This window comes from Streptomyces sp. NPDC054961 (assembly GCF_053609145.1).
The window spans coordinates 30,973-47,616 of sequence record NZ_JBSGWY010000052.1 but is presented as its reverse complement, the minus strand read 5'-3'; the positions used below and the strand labels follow the sequence as shown (position 1 = coordinate 47,616).

General features: G+C 73.7%; 13 protein-coding genes. 7 read left to right on the top strand and 6 right to left on the bottom strand.

Features of this window, described 5'->3' with window-relative positions:
- Window positions 1-122 precede the first annotated feature (122 nt).
- Genes ACWF9Z_RS32315 through ACWF9Z_RS32295 form a run of 5 tightly spaced genes read right to left on the bottom strand, consistent with a single transcriptional unit; the run spans window position 123 to window position 7,199 of the window.
- Complete coding sequence (locus ACWF9Z_RS32315) at window positions 123-530, bottom strand: cupin domain-containing protein (protein ID WP_453608225.1); 408 nt, start codon at window positions 528-530, stop codon at window positions 123-125.
- A complete protein-coding gene (locus tag ACWF9Z_RS32310; protein ID WP_453608223.1) occupies window positions 527-2,407 on the bottom strand; it encodes an AMP-binding protein in 1,881 nt (626 codons plus the stop codon). The genes ACWF9Z_RS32315 and ACWF9Z_RS32310 overlap by 4 nt, the downstream gene beginning before the upstream one ends.
- Complete coding sequence (locus ACWF9Z_RS32305) at window positions 2,404-5,745, bottom strand: FAD/NAD(P)-binding protein (protein ID WP_453608220.1); 3,342 nt, start codon at window positions 5,743-5,745, stop codon at window positions 2,404-2,406. The genes ACWF9Z_RS32310 and ACWF9Z_RS32305 overlap by 4 nt, the downstream gene beginning before the upstream one ends.
- Complete coding sequence (locus ACWF9Z_RS32300; RefSeq protein WP_453608217.1) at window positions 5,742-6,263, bottom strand: cobalamin B12-binding domain-containing protein; 522 nt, start codon at window positions 6,261-6,263, stop codon at window positions 5,742-5,744. Before ACWF9Z_RS32300 ends, ACWF9Z_RS32305 begins: the two co-directional genes overlap by 4 nt.
- 51 nt (window positions 6,264-6,314) lie before the next feature.
- A complete protein-coding gene (locus ACWF9Z_RS32295; protein ID WP_453608214.1) occupies window positions 6,315-7,199 on the bottom strand; it encodes a hypothetical protein in 885 nt (294 codons plus the stop codon).
- Window positions 7,200-7,524: 325 nt separating this feature from the next.
- Between ACWF9Z_RS32295 and ACWF9Z_RS32290 the strand changes: the two genes are divergently transcribed.
- The 3 genes from ACWF9Z_RS32290 to ACWF9Z_RS32280 all read left to right on the top strand — a co-directional run bounded on the left by ACWF9Z_RS32290 (window position 7,525) and on the right by ACWF9Z_RS32280 (window position 11,072).
- A complete protein-coding gene (locus ACWF9Z_RS32290; RefSeq protein WP_453608212.1) occupies window positions 7,525-8,277 on the top strand; it encodes an SDR family NAD(P)-dependent oxidoreductase in 753 nt (250 codons plus the stop codon).
- Between the two features lie 103 nt (window positions 8,278-8,380).
- Window positions 8,381-9,820, top strand: a complete 1,440-nt coding sequence (locus tag ACWF9Z_RS32285; protein ID WP_453608209.1) for a multicopper oxidase family protein — start codon at window positions 8,381-8,383, stop codon at window positions 9,818-9,820.
- Between the two features lie 58 nt (window positions 9,821-9,878).
- A complete protein-coding gene (locus tag ACWF9Z_RS32280) occupies window positions 9,879-11,072 on the top strand; it encodes a cytochrome P450 (RefSeq protein WP_453608207.1) in 1,194 nt (397 codons plus the stop codon).
- On the opposite strand, the gene ACWF9Z_RS32275 is transcribed toward ACWF9Z_RS32280, so the two are convergent.
- Window positions 11,047-11,745 (bottom strand): MarR family winged helix-turn-helix transcriptional regulator, encoded by a 699-nt coding sequence (locus ACWF9Z_RS32275; RefSeq protein WP_453608204.1) that lies wholly within the window; start codon window positions 11,743-11,745, stop codon window positions 11,047-11,049. The two genes, ACWF9Z_RS32280 and ACWF9Z_RS32275, sit on opposite strands and share 26 nt — an antisense overlap.
- 98 nt (window positions 11,746-11,843) lie before the next feature.
- Between ACWF9Z_RS32275 and ACWF9Z_RS32270 the strand changes: the two genes are divergently transcribed.
- From ACWF9Z_RS32270 to ACWF9Z_RS32255, 4 genes are all read left to right on the top strand, one after another.
- Window positions 11,844-12,332, top strand: a complete 489-nt coding sequence (locus ACWF9Z_RS32270) for an SRPBCC family protein (protein ID WP_453608201.1) — start codon at window positions 11,844-11,846, stop codon at window positions 12,330-12,332.
- A gap of 245 nt (window positions 12,333-12,577) precedes the next feature.
- Entirely contained in the window at window positions 12,578-13,927 is a 1,350-nt protein-coding gene (locus ACWF9Z_RS32265; RefSeq protein WP_453608198.1) for a TolB family protein, read from the top strand.
- A 29-nt stretch (window positions 13,928-13,956) separates the two neighbouring features.
- Window positions 13,957-14,784, top strand: a complete 828-nt coding sequence (locus ACWF9Z_RS32260; RefSeq protein WP_453608196.1) for a hypothetical protein — start codon at window positions 13,957-13,959, stop codon at window positions 14,782-14,784.
- Window positions 14,784-16,553: a hypothetical protein gene (locus ACWF9Z_RS32255; RefSeq protein ID WP_453608194.1), complete on the top strand. Its 1,770-nt coding sequence runs from the start codon at window positions 14,784-14,786 to the stop codon at window positions 16,551-16,553. The genes ACWF9Z_RS32260 and ACWF9Z_RS32255 overlap by 1 nt, the downstream gene beginning before the upstream one ends.
- Window positions 16,554-16,644 lie beyond the last annotated feature (91 nt).

Genomic DNA, 16,644 nt, shown 5'->3' with positions numbered 1-16,644 from the left:
GGCGCGTGCGGTCGTCCTTTTCCTCTTGTGCGGCCTCCCCTTTGTTTTCCCTCTCCCCCCTCGCTTCTCCCTTTCTTCCCCCCCCCCCCCCCCCCCCGGCCCCGCCTCCGTCGCGTACGGCGTCAGTCGACGGGCTCGGCCGGCTCCACCGGCGCCTCCCACACGACCAGCATGAGCGCGCCCTGCTCGGTGCGCGGCGCGTGCACGCTGCCCGGAGGCATGACGAGCATCGAATGCGCCGGGTGGCGGCCGTCCTCGGTGATCAGCTCGCCCTCCAGCACCAGGATGATCTCGAAGCTCGTGTGCCGGTGCGGGGCCGCGCTGGCGCCCGGGTGGTACCGGACCAGGGAGGCGGCGGGGCCGCCCGGTCCGGTCTGCGCGGTCGTGTAGAGCGGGAACACCTCCACCCCGACCCGGCCGTCGGCGGTCATCGGCGTGAACTTCAGCTTCCGCTCCAGCTCGCCGGGCCGGTCCAGGCCCTCGACCAGCAACGGCGCGCCGGCCGGAGTGTCGTTCTGCGTGACGGTCATCTCGTCGGTTCCCCAGTTCCTCGCGGTGCCACGGATGTCGACGGTGTAGCCGGTGCCGCCCGGGTACTGGTGGAGCCGACGCCGGTGGAGCCGGCGCCGGTGGCCGTCGGGCCGCTGCCCGTCCCCGACGGGTACGGGGCGGCGGCCGCGGGCGCGGCGTACAGCTCCCGGACCGCCTGGCGGCGGATCTTGGACGAGGCCGTGCGCGGCAGACCGGCCGCGAACCGCAGCCGCTCCGGCCGGGCCACCGAGGACAGGGCCAGGGCGGCGTGCGCCAGGATCTCCGCGGCCAGCGCCGCGTCCGGCTCGTGCCCCGGAGCGGGGACCACCACGGCCAGCGGCACCAGACCGCCCTCGGGATGGGCCACCGGCACCACGGCCACCTCGGCGACCGCGGGATGGGTGCGCAGCGCCGCCTCCGCCTCGTACGGCGAGACCCGGTGCCCGTAGGACTTGAACACGTCGTCGCGCCGCCCCAGCACGCGGATCCACCCGTCCTGCGTCCGCTCCCCGAGGTCCCCGGTCGCGTACCGGCCCTGCCCGAGCACCCGTTCGGTGCGCTCGGGATCCTCCAGGTAGCCGGCCATCACCCCGACGGGCCGCTCACCGTCGAGCTCGACGCAGATCTCGCCGGACTCGGCAGGCTCCCCGCTCTCGGGGTCGCACAGGACGATCCGGTAGCCCGGCAGCGGCCTGCCGAGCAGGCCGGCCCGGGGCGCCGTGCCCGGGGTGGTGCCGATCAGGGCGGTGGTCTCGGTCTGCCCGTAGCCGTCGCGCACCGGGACTCCCCAGGCGGAGCGGATCTCGTCCGCGAGGCCCGGCGGCAGCGGTTCGCCCGCGCTGGTGGCCTCGCGCAGCCGGGGGGCCGCCGCGCCGAGGTGCGGCCGCAGGGCCTGCCACAGGCTCGGCGGAGCACAGAAGCTGTCCGCCGCCCGGTCGCGGAGGATCCCCGGGAGCAGGGCGGGGTCCGGCGGGCCCTCGGGCAGCGCCACGATGGTGGCCTCGGCGTTCCACGGCACGAAGAAGCTGCTCCAGGAGTGCTTGGCCCAGCCGGGGGAGGAGACGTTGACGTGCCGGTCGCCCGGCAGGAGCCCGTTCCAGTAGAGGCTGGAGAGGTGCCCGGCGGGGTAGCTGAGGTGCGTGTGCGCCACCAGCTTGGGCGCCGCGGTCGTCCCCGAGGTGAAGTAGCAGAACGCCACGTCCTGCGACGGGGTCGGCCCGTCCGGCAGGAACCGGCCCGTCTCGCCGTCCGCGTCGCGGTAGTCCGTCCAGCCCGGGACCGCGCCGGACACGCAGATCCGTACCCCGGGCACCGGCACGCCCGCGAAGACGCCCGCTGACGGGGCCCGGCACACCACGTGGTCGATGCGCCCCCGGACGACCCGGTCGGCGGCCTCGGCGGAGGTCAGCTCCGGATGGCACGGCACCAGCACCGCGCCGGTCTTCATCCCGGCGAGCAGCACCTCCCACAGCTCCCGCTGGGTCCCGAGGACCACCATGAGGCGGTCGCCGCGGCGCACGCCGAGACCGGTGAGCCATACGGCCACCGCGTCCGAGCGCCGCGACAGCTCCTCGTACGAGATGCTCTCGGCGCCGCCGTCCCGGTCCAGCAGCTCCAGCGCGGGACCGGAATTGCCCGCCGCGACCACGTCGAACCACTCCAGCGCCCAGTTGAAGTGCTCCGGGCGCGGCCAGCGGAAGAGCCCGGCCGCGGTGTCGAGGTCGCTGCGGTGGCGCAGCAGCAGGTCACGGGCGGAGCGGAAGCCGTCGGAGGCCGCGGTACGCCGCGCCGCCCAGTACGGGGCGGCGGCGGCGTCGGCGTCCTCGACGGGAGGTGCGGGGCGCGCCCGCGCCGGTAAGGACGCCCGCGCGGTCACCGCTGGTCCTCCTCGTCCTCGGCGGAGAGGATGCCCCGCCAGCGCTTGCCGACCACCAGGCCGCTGTACTCGCTGCCCTGCCTGCGGGCCCCGGACAGCGCGTCCTCGGCGATCGCGTCGGCGTCGTTCAGGAACTCGCCCCAGACCCCGGGCCGCGCGCTGCCCACCTGGGTGAACCAGCGGGTGAACTCGGCCGGGATGCCCAGGACGTAGACGCCCTCCTCGGGCCTTCCGTCGGCGCGCACCGGGTGGAACGGGGAGCCGGTGACGTGCACCCCGCCGGTGGCGAACTCCTCGCCGTCGTGGTCCCGGTTGACGTAGGCGGTCAGTAAGCCGGACTCGTAGAGCCGCGAGTTCAGACCGCCCGGCCTGCGGCGCAGGTCGGGTTCGGGTATGCGGGCGTCGACCACCGCGTCCAGCAGGGTGAGGCTGCCGGCCACCTGCGGGGACTCGATGGTGAAACGTCCGGCCCCGGACGCTGCCCCCGGGTCGGCGGCGAAGCGCACGCCCGGCCCCGCGATCCGCAGTACGCCCGACTCCATCAGCGCGAGGACCTCGTACAGCCGGACCATCGGCGGACCCGTCGTCAGCTGGGAGACGAGCGGTACGAACTCCTGGAGGAAGTCCCGGCTGTGGGAGGCCGGCGTGAGCCCGGAGAAGTCCACGGCGGTGCGGATCACCCCGCGGACATCGCGGATGGCGTCCAGGCAGGCCTTCACCGGGCCCTCGGAATTGCCCTCGCGCGCCAGCTCCAGGTCATTGAGCAGGAACGAGACCAGTTCCCGCTGGAATTCCTCGGCCCCGGCGAAGCGGCGGCCGCGGAACGGCCGCGCCCAGGCCTCGATGTCCACCGGGGGCAGGTCGCCCATGCCCCGGTGGGCGGCCACCCGGGCCAGTACGACCCCGGGGTCGCCCGGGTCGTGCAGGACGACGTCCTGCACCTCGTTGGCGAACTTCTCCGCGATGTCCGGACCGTAGAGGCCCTTGAGGTAGGTGGAGTAGTAGACCAGCCCCACCTCGGTCAGCAGCCAGGGCAGCACGTCGCGCCGGAAGTCCAGGCGTCCGCGGTCGCGCAGGGCGCGCATCCGCTCGTGCGTGAACAGCCGCGGACGGTAGGTGTAGTGCGGGCCCTTCTGATTGCGGCCCCGGGCCAGCAGCGGCACCCCGCCGCGCGAACCCGCGACCAGCTGCGGCTCCCGCCCGCTGGGGAGGTAGCGCAGCCCCTCGGCCCCACCGCCGCCGTTCGGTACGTAGCGGCCGCCGCGGCCGGTGGTGAGCGCGGAGACCACGTCGTAGAAGGACAGCCCGAGGCCCAGGATGCCGACACGGGATCCCGGCTCGATGCCGTCCAGCGGCATGTCGATCGCCGAGTCGCCGCGCACGTAGCGCAGGTGGGGGTGGTTGTCGGCGAACGCGGCCAGCTCCTGCTGGTCGGAGCGGAGCTCGGGCAGCGGGTGCCCGGTCGCCAGCACCACGCGGTCGGCCCGCAGGTGGCGGCCGTCGCTCAGGGAGAGCAGGTACCCGCCGTCCGGCTCCTTCTCCATGGCTTCGACGGACTGCCCCGATATCCGGCGCAGCCGCAGGACGTCGGCCGGAAGACCCTGCTCGACGCGGTCCAGCGCGTAGGAGAGGTAGCGGCCGTAGACGGCGCGCGAGGCGCACTCGTCCGCGTCGGCCGCCTCCGGGTCGATGGTGCGCCACCACTCGTACAGCGAGGGTCCCGCGCCGGCCCGGTGCGGGCCGCCGTCGGGCCGGCCCGAGAAGATGGTGACCTCGCCGGACACCGTGTTCATCAGGGACCAGTCGGGCTGGTCGGTCCGCCAGATCCGCCCGGTGCCGACCTGGTGGGCGTCCACGGCGTAGACCTCCACCGGACGCCCCGGCGGCTTCTCCGAGAGACGGGCGGCGAGCCGTTCGAGCACGGACAGGCCCCGCGGCCCCGCGCCCACCACGGCGATGCGGTACGGCTCCTCGTCCTTGGCGTCGGGCAGTTCGAGCGGGGCGCCGGTCCAGTCGGCCTCCGCGGCGGCGTCCAGACCCAGCAGGTCGTGGCGGTCCGCGGTGTACCGGAGCATCTGCAGCAGGCGGTCGGCGGTGACCGCGCCCTGCGGCGCCGTGCGGCGGGCCGCGGGCAGGGGCAGCCGGCCGGTCCGGGTCCAGTACAGCCGGCCCTCGCCGTCGATGGCCGCCTGCGTCAGGCCCTTGTTGTCCTCGTGCAGGCAGAACGGCACGTCCAGGATCCCGGCCGAGAAGGCCCGTACCAGCGCCTCGCCGACGTCGCTGCTCAGCGAGAGGGTCGCCTCGATCATGGCGCGGGCCTCGGCCAGCACCTCGCCCGGGTCGACCTCGTGGCCCCAGGGGATCTGGCTCTCGGACCGGGCGCGGGAGGAGAGCGCCGAGGCGGAGCGCAGCGAGGCCAGGTTCTCCTCGACGGTGGGCAGCCGGATGGCCTCCACCGGCGTCTTGACGATCATCCGCTGGGCGCCGCCGCGGACGGCGAGTTCGGCGCTGCGGTCCATCAGGAGCTGCGCGCCCTGCTGGGTGCCGGGGAAGACGCCCATGTACGTGTAGAGCACGATGTGCCAGTCGATGCCCTCGGGCAGCCATTCGGCGGCCAGCATGCGCAGGGCGGTGAGTGCCTCGACGTCCTGGCGCACGTCGGTCTGCTGCGCGTAGCTCAGCGAGACGCTCGGGACTCCCTGCTGGGCGAAGAAGAGCGCTTCGAGCAGGCTCATCGCGACGAGGAGGGACGGCGGGCACAGCTGCCCCATCAGGCAGCCGCCGAAGGTCTCCAGATGGGCGCGCAGGCCGCCCGCGCTGCTGAGTTCCGCGAACTCCGACGTCGCCTCGCGCCAGTTGGTGACGGAGGTGGCGAGCGGGGTCCGTCCGTAGGGCAGGCAGTACGAGACCGGACCGCCCTCGCTCGCGGACAGCCCGGCCTCGGCCATCGTCCGGAAGATCGCCCGGGGGGTGGCCGAGCCGTGCCGGACCTGGACCGGCCGGCCCGCGCCCTCGGCGGCCACCCTGATGGTGGTCCGTGGTCCGTGGACCACGATGGGGAAGCCGTTGAGCCCGTTGCCCGCGGCGAGCGCCGCCCGCGCGTGGTCGTGCTCCCCGACGCGCGTGTAGGCGTCGAGGGTGATGGTCCCGACCGTGGGGAAGGGCAGCGCACGGACGGCGCGCAGTCCGGCCGCCATCGTGTCGGCGTCCGCCATGCCCATGCGCGGCTGGACCACCAGCCGGCCCGCGGCCGCCGACCGCCGTACGAAGTCTCCCAGGTCGGCGGGGCGGTTGGCCTCGGCAGGGCCGTTGCCTCCGTGCGGAAGCATCTGCGTCATAGCGCTCTTCCCTCCGTCGCGCGGTGCTGCTCCGGCCTGGCCTCGGCGCTGCGCTCCGCCGGCAGGGACAGGGCGGCCTCCGGGGTCCCGCCGGGCAGCGAACCGAGCAGCCGGCTGACCAGGGAGGGGTCCGCGGTATCGGTGAACACCGCGTCGAATCCGGCCTCTACGAGCTCCTGGGCGGCCTGGTCGCCGGTGCCGCCGGTGATCCCCAGCTTGCCGCCGATGATCACCGGCGTCTCCCCGGCCACCGCGTCCGCGCGGAGCGCGCGTATCATCCGGGCGCCGTCGAGGCAGCCGTGGCCGTTGACGGTGCTGATGACCACTGCGTCGGGGCGGATCCTGCGCACCGAGTCGATCAGCAGCTGGTCGGGGACGCACGGTCCGAGATTGACGACCTCATTGCCCATCTCCTCGAGCAGAAGCTGCAGGAAGACGAGATTCCAGGTATGGGAATCCGAGGAGACCGTAGACAGCAGGATCCGCCGCCGTCCGTCTCGTGGGACCACCGTCCTCATATGTGTGCTCATCTCTCTCTCGTGGACTGATGAAGGACAGGCAACGGCAGGTCAGCGCAGGGTGATGAGCTTCCACATGCCTTCGAACGCCCGCTTGATCAGCGTTTCACGGTTACTGATGAAGGAGGTCACCAGGTACTGCCCGGGCTCAAGTGACTGGGAAAGAACGGCAGTCGAGCCGGGGGAGAGGGGGGTGATTCCGGACGGAACGCCGCTGAACGGGTACACGGACGGCTGTTGGCCGTGGGCCAGCGCGTCCATGCACGCGGCGACGTCGGCGGCACTGGCCCCCGGGGTCACCCGCAGGAACATCACTTCGTTGAGCTGAGAGGTCTGGTTCACGACGGTGAACTCGCCCCGTGCGTTCAGGGTGTTGCCGATCAGGTAGCGGCCGAGCGGGCCCTCGTCGTACGCGGCGATGAGTTCCGGGGCCCAGCGGGGAATCGCGACGGCGGCGCGCGTCGGCGCGCCGACCTGGATGCTGCGCACGAGCTCGGGGCGGGCCGGGTTCAGCAGCGTGTAGTCGAGCAGGTGGTACGTGCCGGGGGTGAGGATCCAGGAGATCTCGATCTTCCCGCTGGCCTTGGTGACGGCGGGCCCGCCGAAGTACTGCGCCTCGGAGTCGATGAGCGCCAGCGCGGCGTGCCGCGCGGCCGGGTCCGTGGAGGTGGCGGCGGTCTGGTAGTGCGTCAGGAAGGCCGTCAGGGTGACGCCGGCGCGCAGCCGGACGAGCCCCAGCGGGCGCTGGACCTTCTCGTCCGTGGTGCTCGCCACGAGGGTCACCGGGCCCGCGGGCACCCGGTCCGTGGTCAGCCGGATCCCGTCGACGGTGGCGACGGCGCCGATCACGGCCGTGTCGGAGCGGTGGCGTTCGTCCTGCCCGCCGTGGGCCAGGGCGGGGGTGGCCGACAGCAGGGTCGCGGCCCCCGCGCCCATGCCGATCATTAGTCTGCGTCGTGCGAGTCCGTGCCCAGAACCCTGCGAGTCCGCGGCGCTTGGGGTCGCGTGCATCTGCGGTTCCTCCTCCGTCCCGGCCATGCCGGCCGCGACGCTGCTGGCACCCGGGGGTGCGGATTGGTTGTCCGGGATGCGGCATGCTCCGCAGAGCGCCTCAAGAGCGACTTCAGGCCTTATCGAGAGCGGGGCCCGCCACCGGGCCGCGCGGGGCTCCCGTGCGAGACCGGATGCAGGCGTTCTCTAGCGGTCTTCGGCACGATGCGGCGGGTCACGAGAACCGGCGACACGCCCAGCAGGAGGCTCCATGTCCACCCGTACCGCGGTCGTCACCGGTGCGAGCAGCGGGATCGGCGCCGCGACCGCGCGCCGGCTCGCCGCCGAGGGCTACCGGGTGGTGCTCACCGCGCGGCGCAAGGACCGCGTCGAGGCGCTCGCCGAGGAGCTGACCGGGGCCGGGCACGAGGCCGTGGCGCACGCCCTGGACGTCACCGACCGCGGAGCGGTACGGGACTTCGCGGACGGCCTGGACCGGGTGGACGTCCTGCTGAACATCGCGGGCGGCGCGATCGGCACCGAGACCGTCGCCGAGGCCGACCCGGACGACTGGACGGCGATGTTCGCGGTGAACGTGGTCGGGGCCCTGCACGTCACCCAGGCACTGCTGCCCGCCCTCGTCGCCTCCGGCGACGGCACCGTCCTCGTCCTCTCCTCCACGGCCGGCCTCCTGCCCTACGAGGGCGGCGGCGGCTACGTGGCCGCCAAGCACGGCGCGCACGCCCTGGCCGGCACGCTGCGGCTGGAACTGTGCGGCAGCCCCGTACGGGTGATCGAGGTCGCGCCCGGCCTCGTCCGGACCGAGGAGTTCGCGCTCAACCGGTTCCGCGGCGACGCCGAGCGGGCCGCCGCGGTGTACGACGGCGTCGCGCAGCCGCTGACCGCCCAGGACGTCGCCGACACCGTGGCCTGGGCGGTGACCCGCCCCAGCCACGTCAACATCGACCTGCTGGTGGTCCGGCCGCGCGCCCAGGCGGCCCACCACAAGATCCACCGCGGCTGAAAACCGTCCCCCGCGCGGCCGGTGCGCACCATCGGCGCTCTAGCGCGGAGCGAGCCGACTCGGCCTGAATGCGCTGAGGAGACACCCGGGAAGAGGAGAGAGCGTGCTGACGCGCAGACAACTGATCAAGGCAGGCGCAGCCACCGGTCTGATCGCCGCGGCGGCCCCCGCCGGGGTCGCCCTCGCCGGCACCACGGCCGCGGCCGGGCCGGCGAGCCTCTTCGCCGTACCGCTGCGGATACCCAAGGTGCTGCGCCCCGCGTCCCACGGGCGCGGCGGCGGGGCCTGGGCCGGGTACGACGTCTACCGGCTGACGACCAGCGAGGTGGAGAAGACCATCTTCGCGGGCACCCGGACGAAGATGCGGCTCTTCAACGGCGAGCTGATGCCGGTCATCCGGGCCACCCGCGGCCGGCCCGTCGTCATCGAGCAGGTCAACGCCCTCGACGTGCCCTTCTCCATGCACCTGCACGGCGGCCACGTCCCGGCGTCCTCGGACGGCCACCCCAACAACCAGGTGTCGCCCGGCGGCAACAGGGTCTTCTACTACCCCAACAGCCAGCGCGCCTCGACGATGTGGATGCACGACCACTCCCACGACGCGCACGCCGAGAACATCTACCGCGGTCTCGCCGCCTCGTACATCCTCACGGACGACTTCGAGGAGCGGCTCCCGCTGCCCAAGGGCCAGTACGACGTGCCGCTGCACCTGCGCGACGCGCGGTTCGCCGACGACGGCTCGCTGGTCTACGAACCGGACGGGTTCATGACCCGCTCGACGATCCTGGTGAACGGCGCCCCGCGCCCGTACTACGAGGTCGCCGCGCGCAAGTACCGCTTCCGGCTGGCGAACACCTCCAACGAGCGCGCGTTCCTGCTCCAGCTCGGCGAGGGCGACGAGATGACGCACATCGGCTCCGACGGCGGCCTGCTGCCCGCCCCGGTGTCCGCGCGCGTGCTGGAGATCTGGCCCGCCGAGCGCCAGGAGATCGTCATCGACTTCTCGCGCTACCCGGTCGGCTCGAAGATCGTCCTGCGCAACCTCATCGGCTTCGCCGGCGAGGCCCCCGAGGTCATGCGCTTCGACGTCGTGCGGCGGGCCGCCGACCCGAGCCGCGTGCCCGACATCCTGCGGCCGAACCCGGACATCGGCACGCCCACCGTGGAGCGCAAGTTCGTCATGAACTTCGACCCGGCGACCGGGCACCACCTGATCAACGGGCAGCACTTCGACGTCAACCGGGTGGACCTGCGCCCCAAGGTCGGGGTCACCGAGCTGTGGACCGTCGAGAACACCGACGTCCGCTTCGGCATCCCGCACTCCATGCACACGCACCTGGAGCACTTCCAGGTCGTGGAGCGCGACGGCGTGGCGCCCGCGCCCGGCGAGGCGGGCCTGAAGGACACCGTCACGGTCATGCCCGGCAAGACCGTCAAGTTCAAGATCAAATTCACCGACTACACCGGGCTGTTCATGTTCCACTGCCACCTGATGGGCCATCTCAACATGGGAATGATGGGCCAGATGGCTGTGGAGAACTGACCCCGCCCACCCTCCTGAACGCGCCGCACGTCAACGAATCCTCTCTGGGAGGAAGGCTGTGTCCGACGACACCGGGGGGCTGCGCTTCCCGTTCCAGCTCAGTCAGCTCTTCACCCCGCCACCGGAGTTCCAGCAGCTGCGCGAGACCTGTCCGGTGGCCCGGGTGGAGCTGCCGACCGGGGACTGGGCCTGGATCGCCACGCAGTACGAAGACGTGCGCGCGGTACTCAACGACGCCCGGCTGAGCCGCGCGGCCGCCACCCGACCGGGGGCCCCGCGGCTCGGCCCGGCCAGTCCCGAGCCGGACTCCATCATGGCGATGGACCCGCCCGACCACACCCGGCTGCGCAAGCTGCTCGCCTCGGTGTTCACCGGCCGGCAGGCCGAGCGGATGCGCGCGGGCATCGTGCGCACCACCGAGGAACTCCTCGACGTCATGGAGGAGTCCGGGCAGCCCGCCGACCTGGTCCCGATGCTGGCCAGGCCGCTGCCGATCACCGTCATCTGCGACCTCCTCGGCGTCCCCGAGGCGGACCGGGAGGCGTTCCGGGACTGGACCGACGCGGCGCTGACGCTCGCGCCGAGCGCGGCCGGCGCCGTCACCGACGCGAGGACCCGGCTGGCCGAGTACCTCGCGGAGCTCGTCGAGGTGAAGCGCCGGGTACCGGGTGAGGACCTGCTGAGCACCCTGGTCGAGGCGCAGGCGCAGGACCGGGTGAGCCCGGGCGAGCTGATCGCCGCCGCGGCGACCCTGATCACCGCCGGCTACCACACGGTGGCCAACTCCTTCGCGAACTCGATGGTGGCGCTGCTGCGCCACCCCGAACAGCTCGACCCCCTGCGCGGGGCGGCGCAGTTCCCGCTCGCCGCCGTGGAGGAACTGCTGCGCTGGACCCCGGGGCCGGTCAGCGGCGGCACCATCCGGATCGCCACCGAGGAGGTCAAGGTCGGCTCCGTGATCGTCAAGCCCGGTGAGGCCGTCATCCCCTCGACGGCCTCCGCCAACCGGGACGGGGCCGTCTTCCCCGGCGCGGACGAGCTGGACCTCACCCGGGCGGAGAACCGGCACATCGCCTTCGGCCACGGCATTCACCGCTGCCTGGGCGCACCCCTCGCGCGCATCGAGCTCCAAGTGGCCTTCGGAGCCCTGCTGCGCCGCTTCCCGGGGCTGCGGCTCGCGATCGCGGAGGAGGAGCTCGTCTGGGGCGGCGGCATGATCCGCGGGGTCAGCTCGCTACCCGTCGCCTGGTGACGGAACCGGACGGCGGGACCTCGGGGGAGGAGGCAGGGGCGGGCCCGGGTGCGGCCGGGGCCGCCCCTCCCCGGCCTGCCCGGCCGCCCGTCGCGCCGCCTGCCCGGCCGCCCGTCGCGCCGCCTGCCCGGCCGCCTGCCGGGCCGCCTGCGCCGCCCGTCGGGCCGCCTGCCCGGCCGCCCGTCGGGCCGCTTCCCGCGCCGCCGCCCGGGATCTCCCGGGTCACCTCCCTGAGCAGCTGGTTCACCCGCGAGGTGAACGCGTCGAGCACCTCCAGCTGCGCGTCGTCGTACGACTCCAGCAGCGAGCGCATCGCGTCCTTGAGCGGGAGGAACGCCTCGGCGACCTCCTGCTCGCGGCGTCCCGTGGACACGACGATCACCCTGCGGCGGTCCTCGGGATCGCGCACCCGCTCGATGAACCCGGCCCGTTCCATCCGGTCGAGCACCGCCGTCGTCGCCGACGTGCTCATCCCCGTGATCTCGGCGAGCCGCCCCGCCGTCAGCCGGGGTTCGGTTCTCGCCAGGTCCACGCACTTCATGTCCGTCGGGTTCAGGCCGAAGTGCTGGGCGATGGCCTGGTGGAGCAGTTGGCCGCGTCCGCCGTTGTCGCGCACCCCGTCCTCGATCCGGGCAATCAGCTCTGACCTGGGGGTACTTGGAAGAGTTGACATGTGGCACCTCCGGGAGCACCATTTATTTCGATGAATCGAGATTTCCCATCCATGGAGAAGTCCCACGTGTAGGAATAGCTTAACGATGAGGGGAAGCGATGAACATGTCGATGGCGGAGCAGGCCAAGTGGATCGTCACGGGGACCGTGGACGCGCCGGCCGAGCAGGTGGCCCAGGTCCTGCTGGACGTCCGGGAAGGCGATGCCGGGGTGGAGGGCAACGCCCTGGTGCTCGCCGGTGACCACGCCAAGGAGACCGGCGGGCTGACGCTCGAGGGCGGGCCCGCGAAGTTCACCGGCCGGTTCGGCGACTCGGGCGAGGACTACCTGGAGGTCGACGTCGACCGCGAGGCGCACAGCGTGCGCGTGCAGACCTGGTACGGGGGCACCTACACCGTCGAACCGGCCGACGGGGGCACCCAGCTCGTCCTGCGCGTCCACAACCTGGTGCCGAACTCCAGCCGGTTCGGCCAGAAGGTCGCCCAGATCGGCGTCGAAGCCCGGCTCGAGCGCCGCCTCCAGGCCGTACTGACGGCCATCGGCGAGCGCCTCGGCTGCGCCACCCGCGTCGGCGCGGCCCTGAAGTAGCCGCACCGCGGGCAGCCGCATTCGGCCACGACGCGGCCCACGGCCGCCGTAGCCCCAGCAGCCGCAGCCACTCGGGTTCTCCATTCCCCCGCGGACCCGGGTGGCTGTGCCGCGCCCGGGGCACGGCGGCCGCTTCGGCGTCCGTTCCGGCCGTCAAGGCCTTCTTAAGCCAATCGCGAGGTCGCGGTGTGAGTCTCTGCGCGACCGAACGGCCGCCTGGCCGAGCGGTGTACGAGGAGGCATGCATGAGAAAGGACCGACCGGGCCGCGTCCGGGCCGCGTGCGCAGCGATGCTGGGCACGGCGCTCACGCTTGTCGCGGTGGCCGCCGCCCCCGCGCCCGCCGCAGGACGGCCCGGCCCCGCCACGACCGACGACACGCTGCTCGTGAGCGTGGGCGTGGGCGGGCAGCCGGCCAACGGCCCCAGCGAGAGGGCCTCGATCAGCGGAGACGGGCGCCTGGTCGTCTTCGCCTCGCACGCCAGTAACCTGGTCCGCGGAGACCGCAACGACTGCAGCGACATCTTCCTGCGGGACGTGAACCGCGGCACCACCACGCGCGTGAACGAGGGCCGCGGCGCCGAGTCCAACGGCTGCACCGGCATCGACCCGATCATCAGCGCGAACGGGCGCTACGTCGTCTACTCCGCCGACTCCACCAACCTGGTGTCCGGCGGCACCGACGGCAAGTCCCACATCTTCCGCACGGACCTGTGCACCGGCCAGACGGTCCTCGTCTCGGCGGCGGCCGACGGAACCCAGGGCAACGGCGACAGCATGCGCCCGACGATCACCGCCGACGGACGGTACGTCGCCTTCGCGACCTCCGCCGACAACCTGATCCCCGGCGACACCCCCGCCAGCGTGTGGGACACCGTGGTCCGCGACATGAACACCGGCGCGATCGTCCGCACCAGCCGGGCCGCCGACGGAACCCCCGGCGACGCCGCCTCCGACGGCACCCAGATCAGCGCCGACGGAAAATTCGTCACCTTCTTCTCCAACGCGACGAACATCGCGCCCGGGGACACCAACCACAAGGTCGACGAGTTCCTGCACGAGCTCGCCACCGGAAGGACCACCCGGCTGTCGGTGTCGCCCACGGGCGTCGAGTCGGACCAGATCACCATCGGCGGCACGATCAGTGACGACAACCGCTACACCGTGCTCAACTCCCACGCCACGAACCTGACGGCACAGAGCCCGGCGACCGGCCAGAACCACACCTACCTGCAGGACCTGCAGACCGGTGAACTGCGCCTGATCGACAAGGGCGCCGACGGCATCCCCGCCCCCGGTGGCACGTTCTGGGCCAGCATCACCGGCGACGCCCTGCACATCCCGATGTCCTCCTCCGGCCCCAACCTGGTCGGCGGCGACACCAACGAGGTCCGCGACATCTTCGTCGCCGACCTGCCCGGCGGCGAGCTGCGCCGCGAGAGCGTCTCCAGCACGGGCGAGCAGGGCAACGCGGCCAGCTACTTCCCGGAGGCCGACCAGGACGCCTCCACCGTGGTGTTCACCTCGTACGCCACGAACCTGACGGCCGGTGACACCAACGGCCAGCCCGACATCTTCGTCCGCCGGCACCCGTGACCCCGGCTCCCACCACCGATACCACCGCCATGCAGAAAGGGACGCACACCATGGGGATCACCCTCGGCGGGCGCAGGCGCACCGCCGCACTCGCAGCGACGTTCGCGCTGCTGACCGGCGGCCTCGCCGCCGGCATCGCGCAGGGCGCGACCGGTTCCGAGACGGCCGCCACCACGGTCCCCGGCACGGTCGTGGTCAAGGAGGACGCACACGGCAAGGTGTTCACCGCCGAGGCCTCGGTGCGCAACAAGCGCGACCTGGTCGCGGAGGTCCAAAAGCGCCGCGCCGAGCACCAGAAGGCGCCCAAGGCCCCGGCCCCCGCGGCCCCGGCCGTGGCCGCCGGCGACGGCGGCGGCCACGGGGACCAGAGCGGCTTCCCGGTCCGCGACCAGTGGCTGAACTCCACGCGGTCCGAGCGGATCAACGTCCCGGGCGGCAGCCAGGGCGAGCTCGTCGCGTCCGGCGCCAGCTTCGTCAAGGTGCCGTTCATGGAGTACTACGCCATCTTCACGGACACCTCCTCGGACGTGGCCTGGCTCGGCACCCGCCCCTTCAACGCCGACAGCATCGAGCACACCGACAGCTGGCGGATCGGTTCCGTCGGAGCCCCGTTCTGGGTGGTCGGCGCGCCGCAGGGCGCGTCCGTCCGGAGCACCGGCAGCCTCGCCGAGGCGAGCTGGAGCACCAGCGTGCAGAACAACTGGTACAGCGAGCACGCCTACGACCAGGTCTCCTTCTACCCGCCCAGCCAGGACGACTACTCCAACGTCTTCCGGATCAGCCACTCGGTCACCGGAACCTTCCAGTTCGGTTCCTCCTTCTTCACCGTGACCAGCCAGGACAGGGCCTACAGCTGATGTCCACTGCCCACCGGCGCCCGCACCGCTCCCCCCGGGGAGCGGTGCGGGCGCGTTGCGCCGCCGTGCTCCTCGCCGCCGTGGCCGCCGTCAGCGCCTGCTCCCCGCAGCCGGACGGCGCCGCGGCCGGCCGGTCCGTCGCGCCCGCCGCCGTTCCCCCCGTGGACACCGCCGCACTGCTCCTCGACTCCTGGGTGAGCGACGGCGGGCGCGGCTGGTTCGTGGACGGCGCCCAGTCCGCCGCGAACTCCCCCTTCTCCCTCTACGAGACCTCCTGGCGCTTGCGCCTGGCCGCGCAGGCCGGGACCCCGGACGTCCACGTGGACCCGGCCCGGCTCGCCCTGTGGACCGGCGGCGCCCAAGAGGGCCGGATGGCTTCCTCGGGGCTGCCCGCCGTCGCCCAGGTCGGACTCAGCGTGGACGCCCTCCTGGCGGCCGGCGGCAGCGCCGACCGCGAACGCGTCGGCCGCACGCTGGAATCCCTGCGCACCGGCGGCGGCTACCGGACCGGCCCGGCCGCCACCGCCGCCGACCCCGGATCCACCGCCGTGGCCGTACGCGCCCTCACGCGCCTCGGCCTGCCCGTGCCCGCTCCGGTCCGCGAGGCCAACCGCGCCGCCCTGGCGGCCCTGACCCCGGGCGATGCCGCCCAGAACCCCAACGCCACCGCGGCCCTGCTGCAGAGCGCCGGCCTGCTGCGCGGCTCCGCCGCGGTGCCCCCGCACACCGCGGGGCTCGTCACCGCGACCCACCGCGCGCTCACCGCGCTCGGCGCCGATCCGGTCCGGCTCGTCTCCGAAGCCACCCTGCGCGACGCCGCCGGGCAACTGGGGGTGGCCCTGCCCGCGTTCGACCCCGCGGCCTGCGCCGGTCTGGTCCGCCCGGACGGCGGCATCGCCCTGCCCGGCGCCACCCGCAGCGATCCGCAGGCGACCTCCGCCGCGCTGGGCCTGGGCTGCCCCGGGGTACGGGCGCCGGCCGCCGGCGCGCACTCCCGGGCCGGCTGGCCCGCGGAACAGGCTGCCGACGGCGCCCTGGGCGCCACCGCCGCCGCCGTCGCGCTCGCCGCGCGGAGCGGCAGCACGGCCGAGTTCGCCCCCGGCATCGAGCGGCAGATCCGCGAGGTCTGGCTGCCCGCCGCGGCCGGCCGCAAGGCCCCGTACGACACGGCCGCCCTGGTGGAACGCGTCGACCTGCGCCTGATCTCCCGGGCCCTGGGCGCCGCGGCCGCCCGCGCCGTCGACGAGGCGCTGCCCGCCCCCTCCGTCACCGGCCTGAAGCCCGAGGACGACGCCCGCCTGCTCCTGACCGCCGTCGACCTGAGCGGTTCCCCCGAGGCCGAGGCCCTCGTCTGCCAGGCCGGTTCGGTCTACCGCACGGCCGCTCGGGCCGCCGCCGCGCGCACCGCCCCGGACGCCGGGCACTCGGTGGTCCGCGCCGCCTGGCTGCGGGCCGCCGCCGACCGGTGCGGGGACCCGGAGCTGGCCCGCCAGGCGGCGGCCGAGGCCTCCGCCCAGCGGGTGGCCGACGGCGTCTACCGCGCGGGCAAGGACGCCTCCTTCGAGGCCTCGGTCCTGGGCGTCTGGGCGGAGCGCCCGAGCGCCGACGCCGCGGCCGGCTGGACCCGCGCGGGCCTCTGCTCGGGCGACCGCTGCGCGGAGACCCCCCAAGCCCTGACCACGTCCGACCACACCCCCCTGCGCACCCTCGCCACCCTGCGCGCGGCCCGCACGGGCGACTACGCGACCCTCTTCCCGCTGGCCTTCTGACGGCCCGGGCCCGGGCGGCGGGGGGGGGGCGCGCGCCCCCCCGGGCCCGGCGGGGGGGCCGGGGGGGGGGGGCGGAGCACCCCACGCGGGG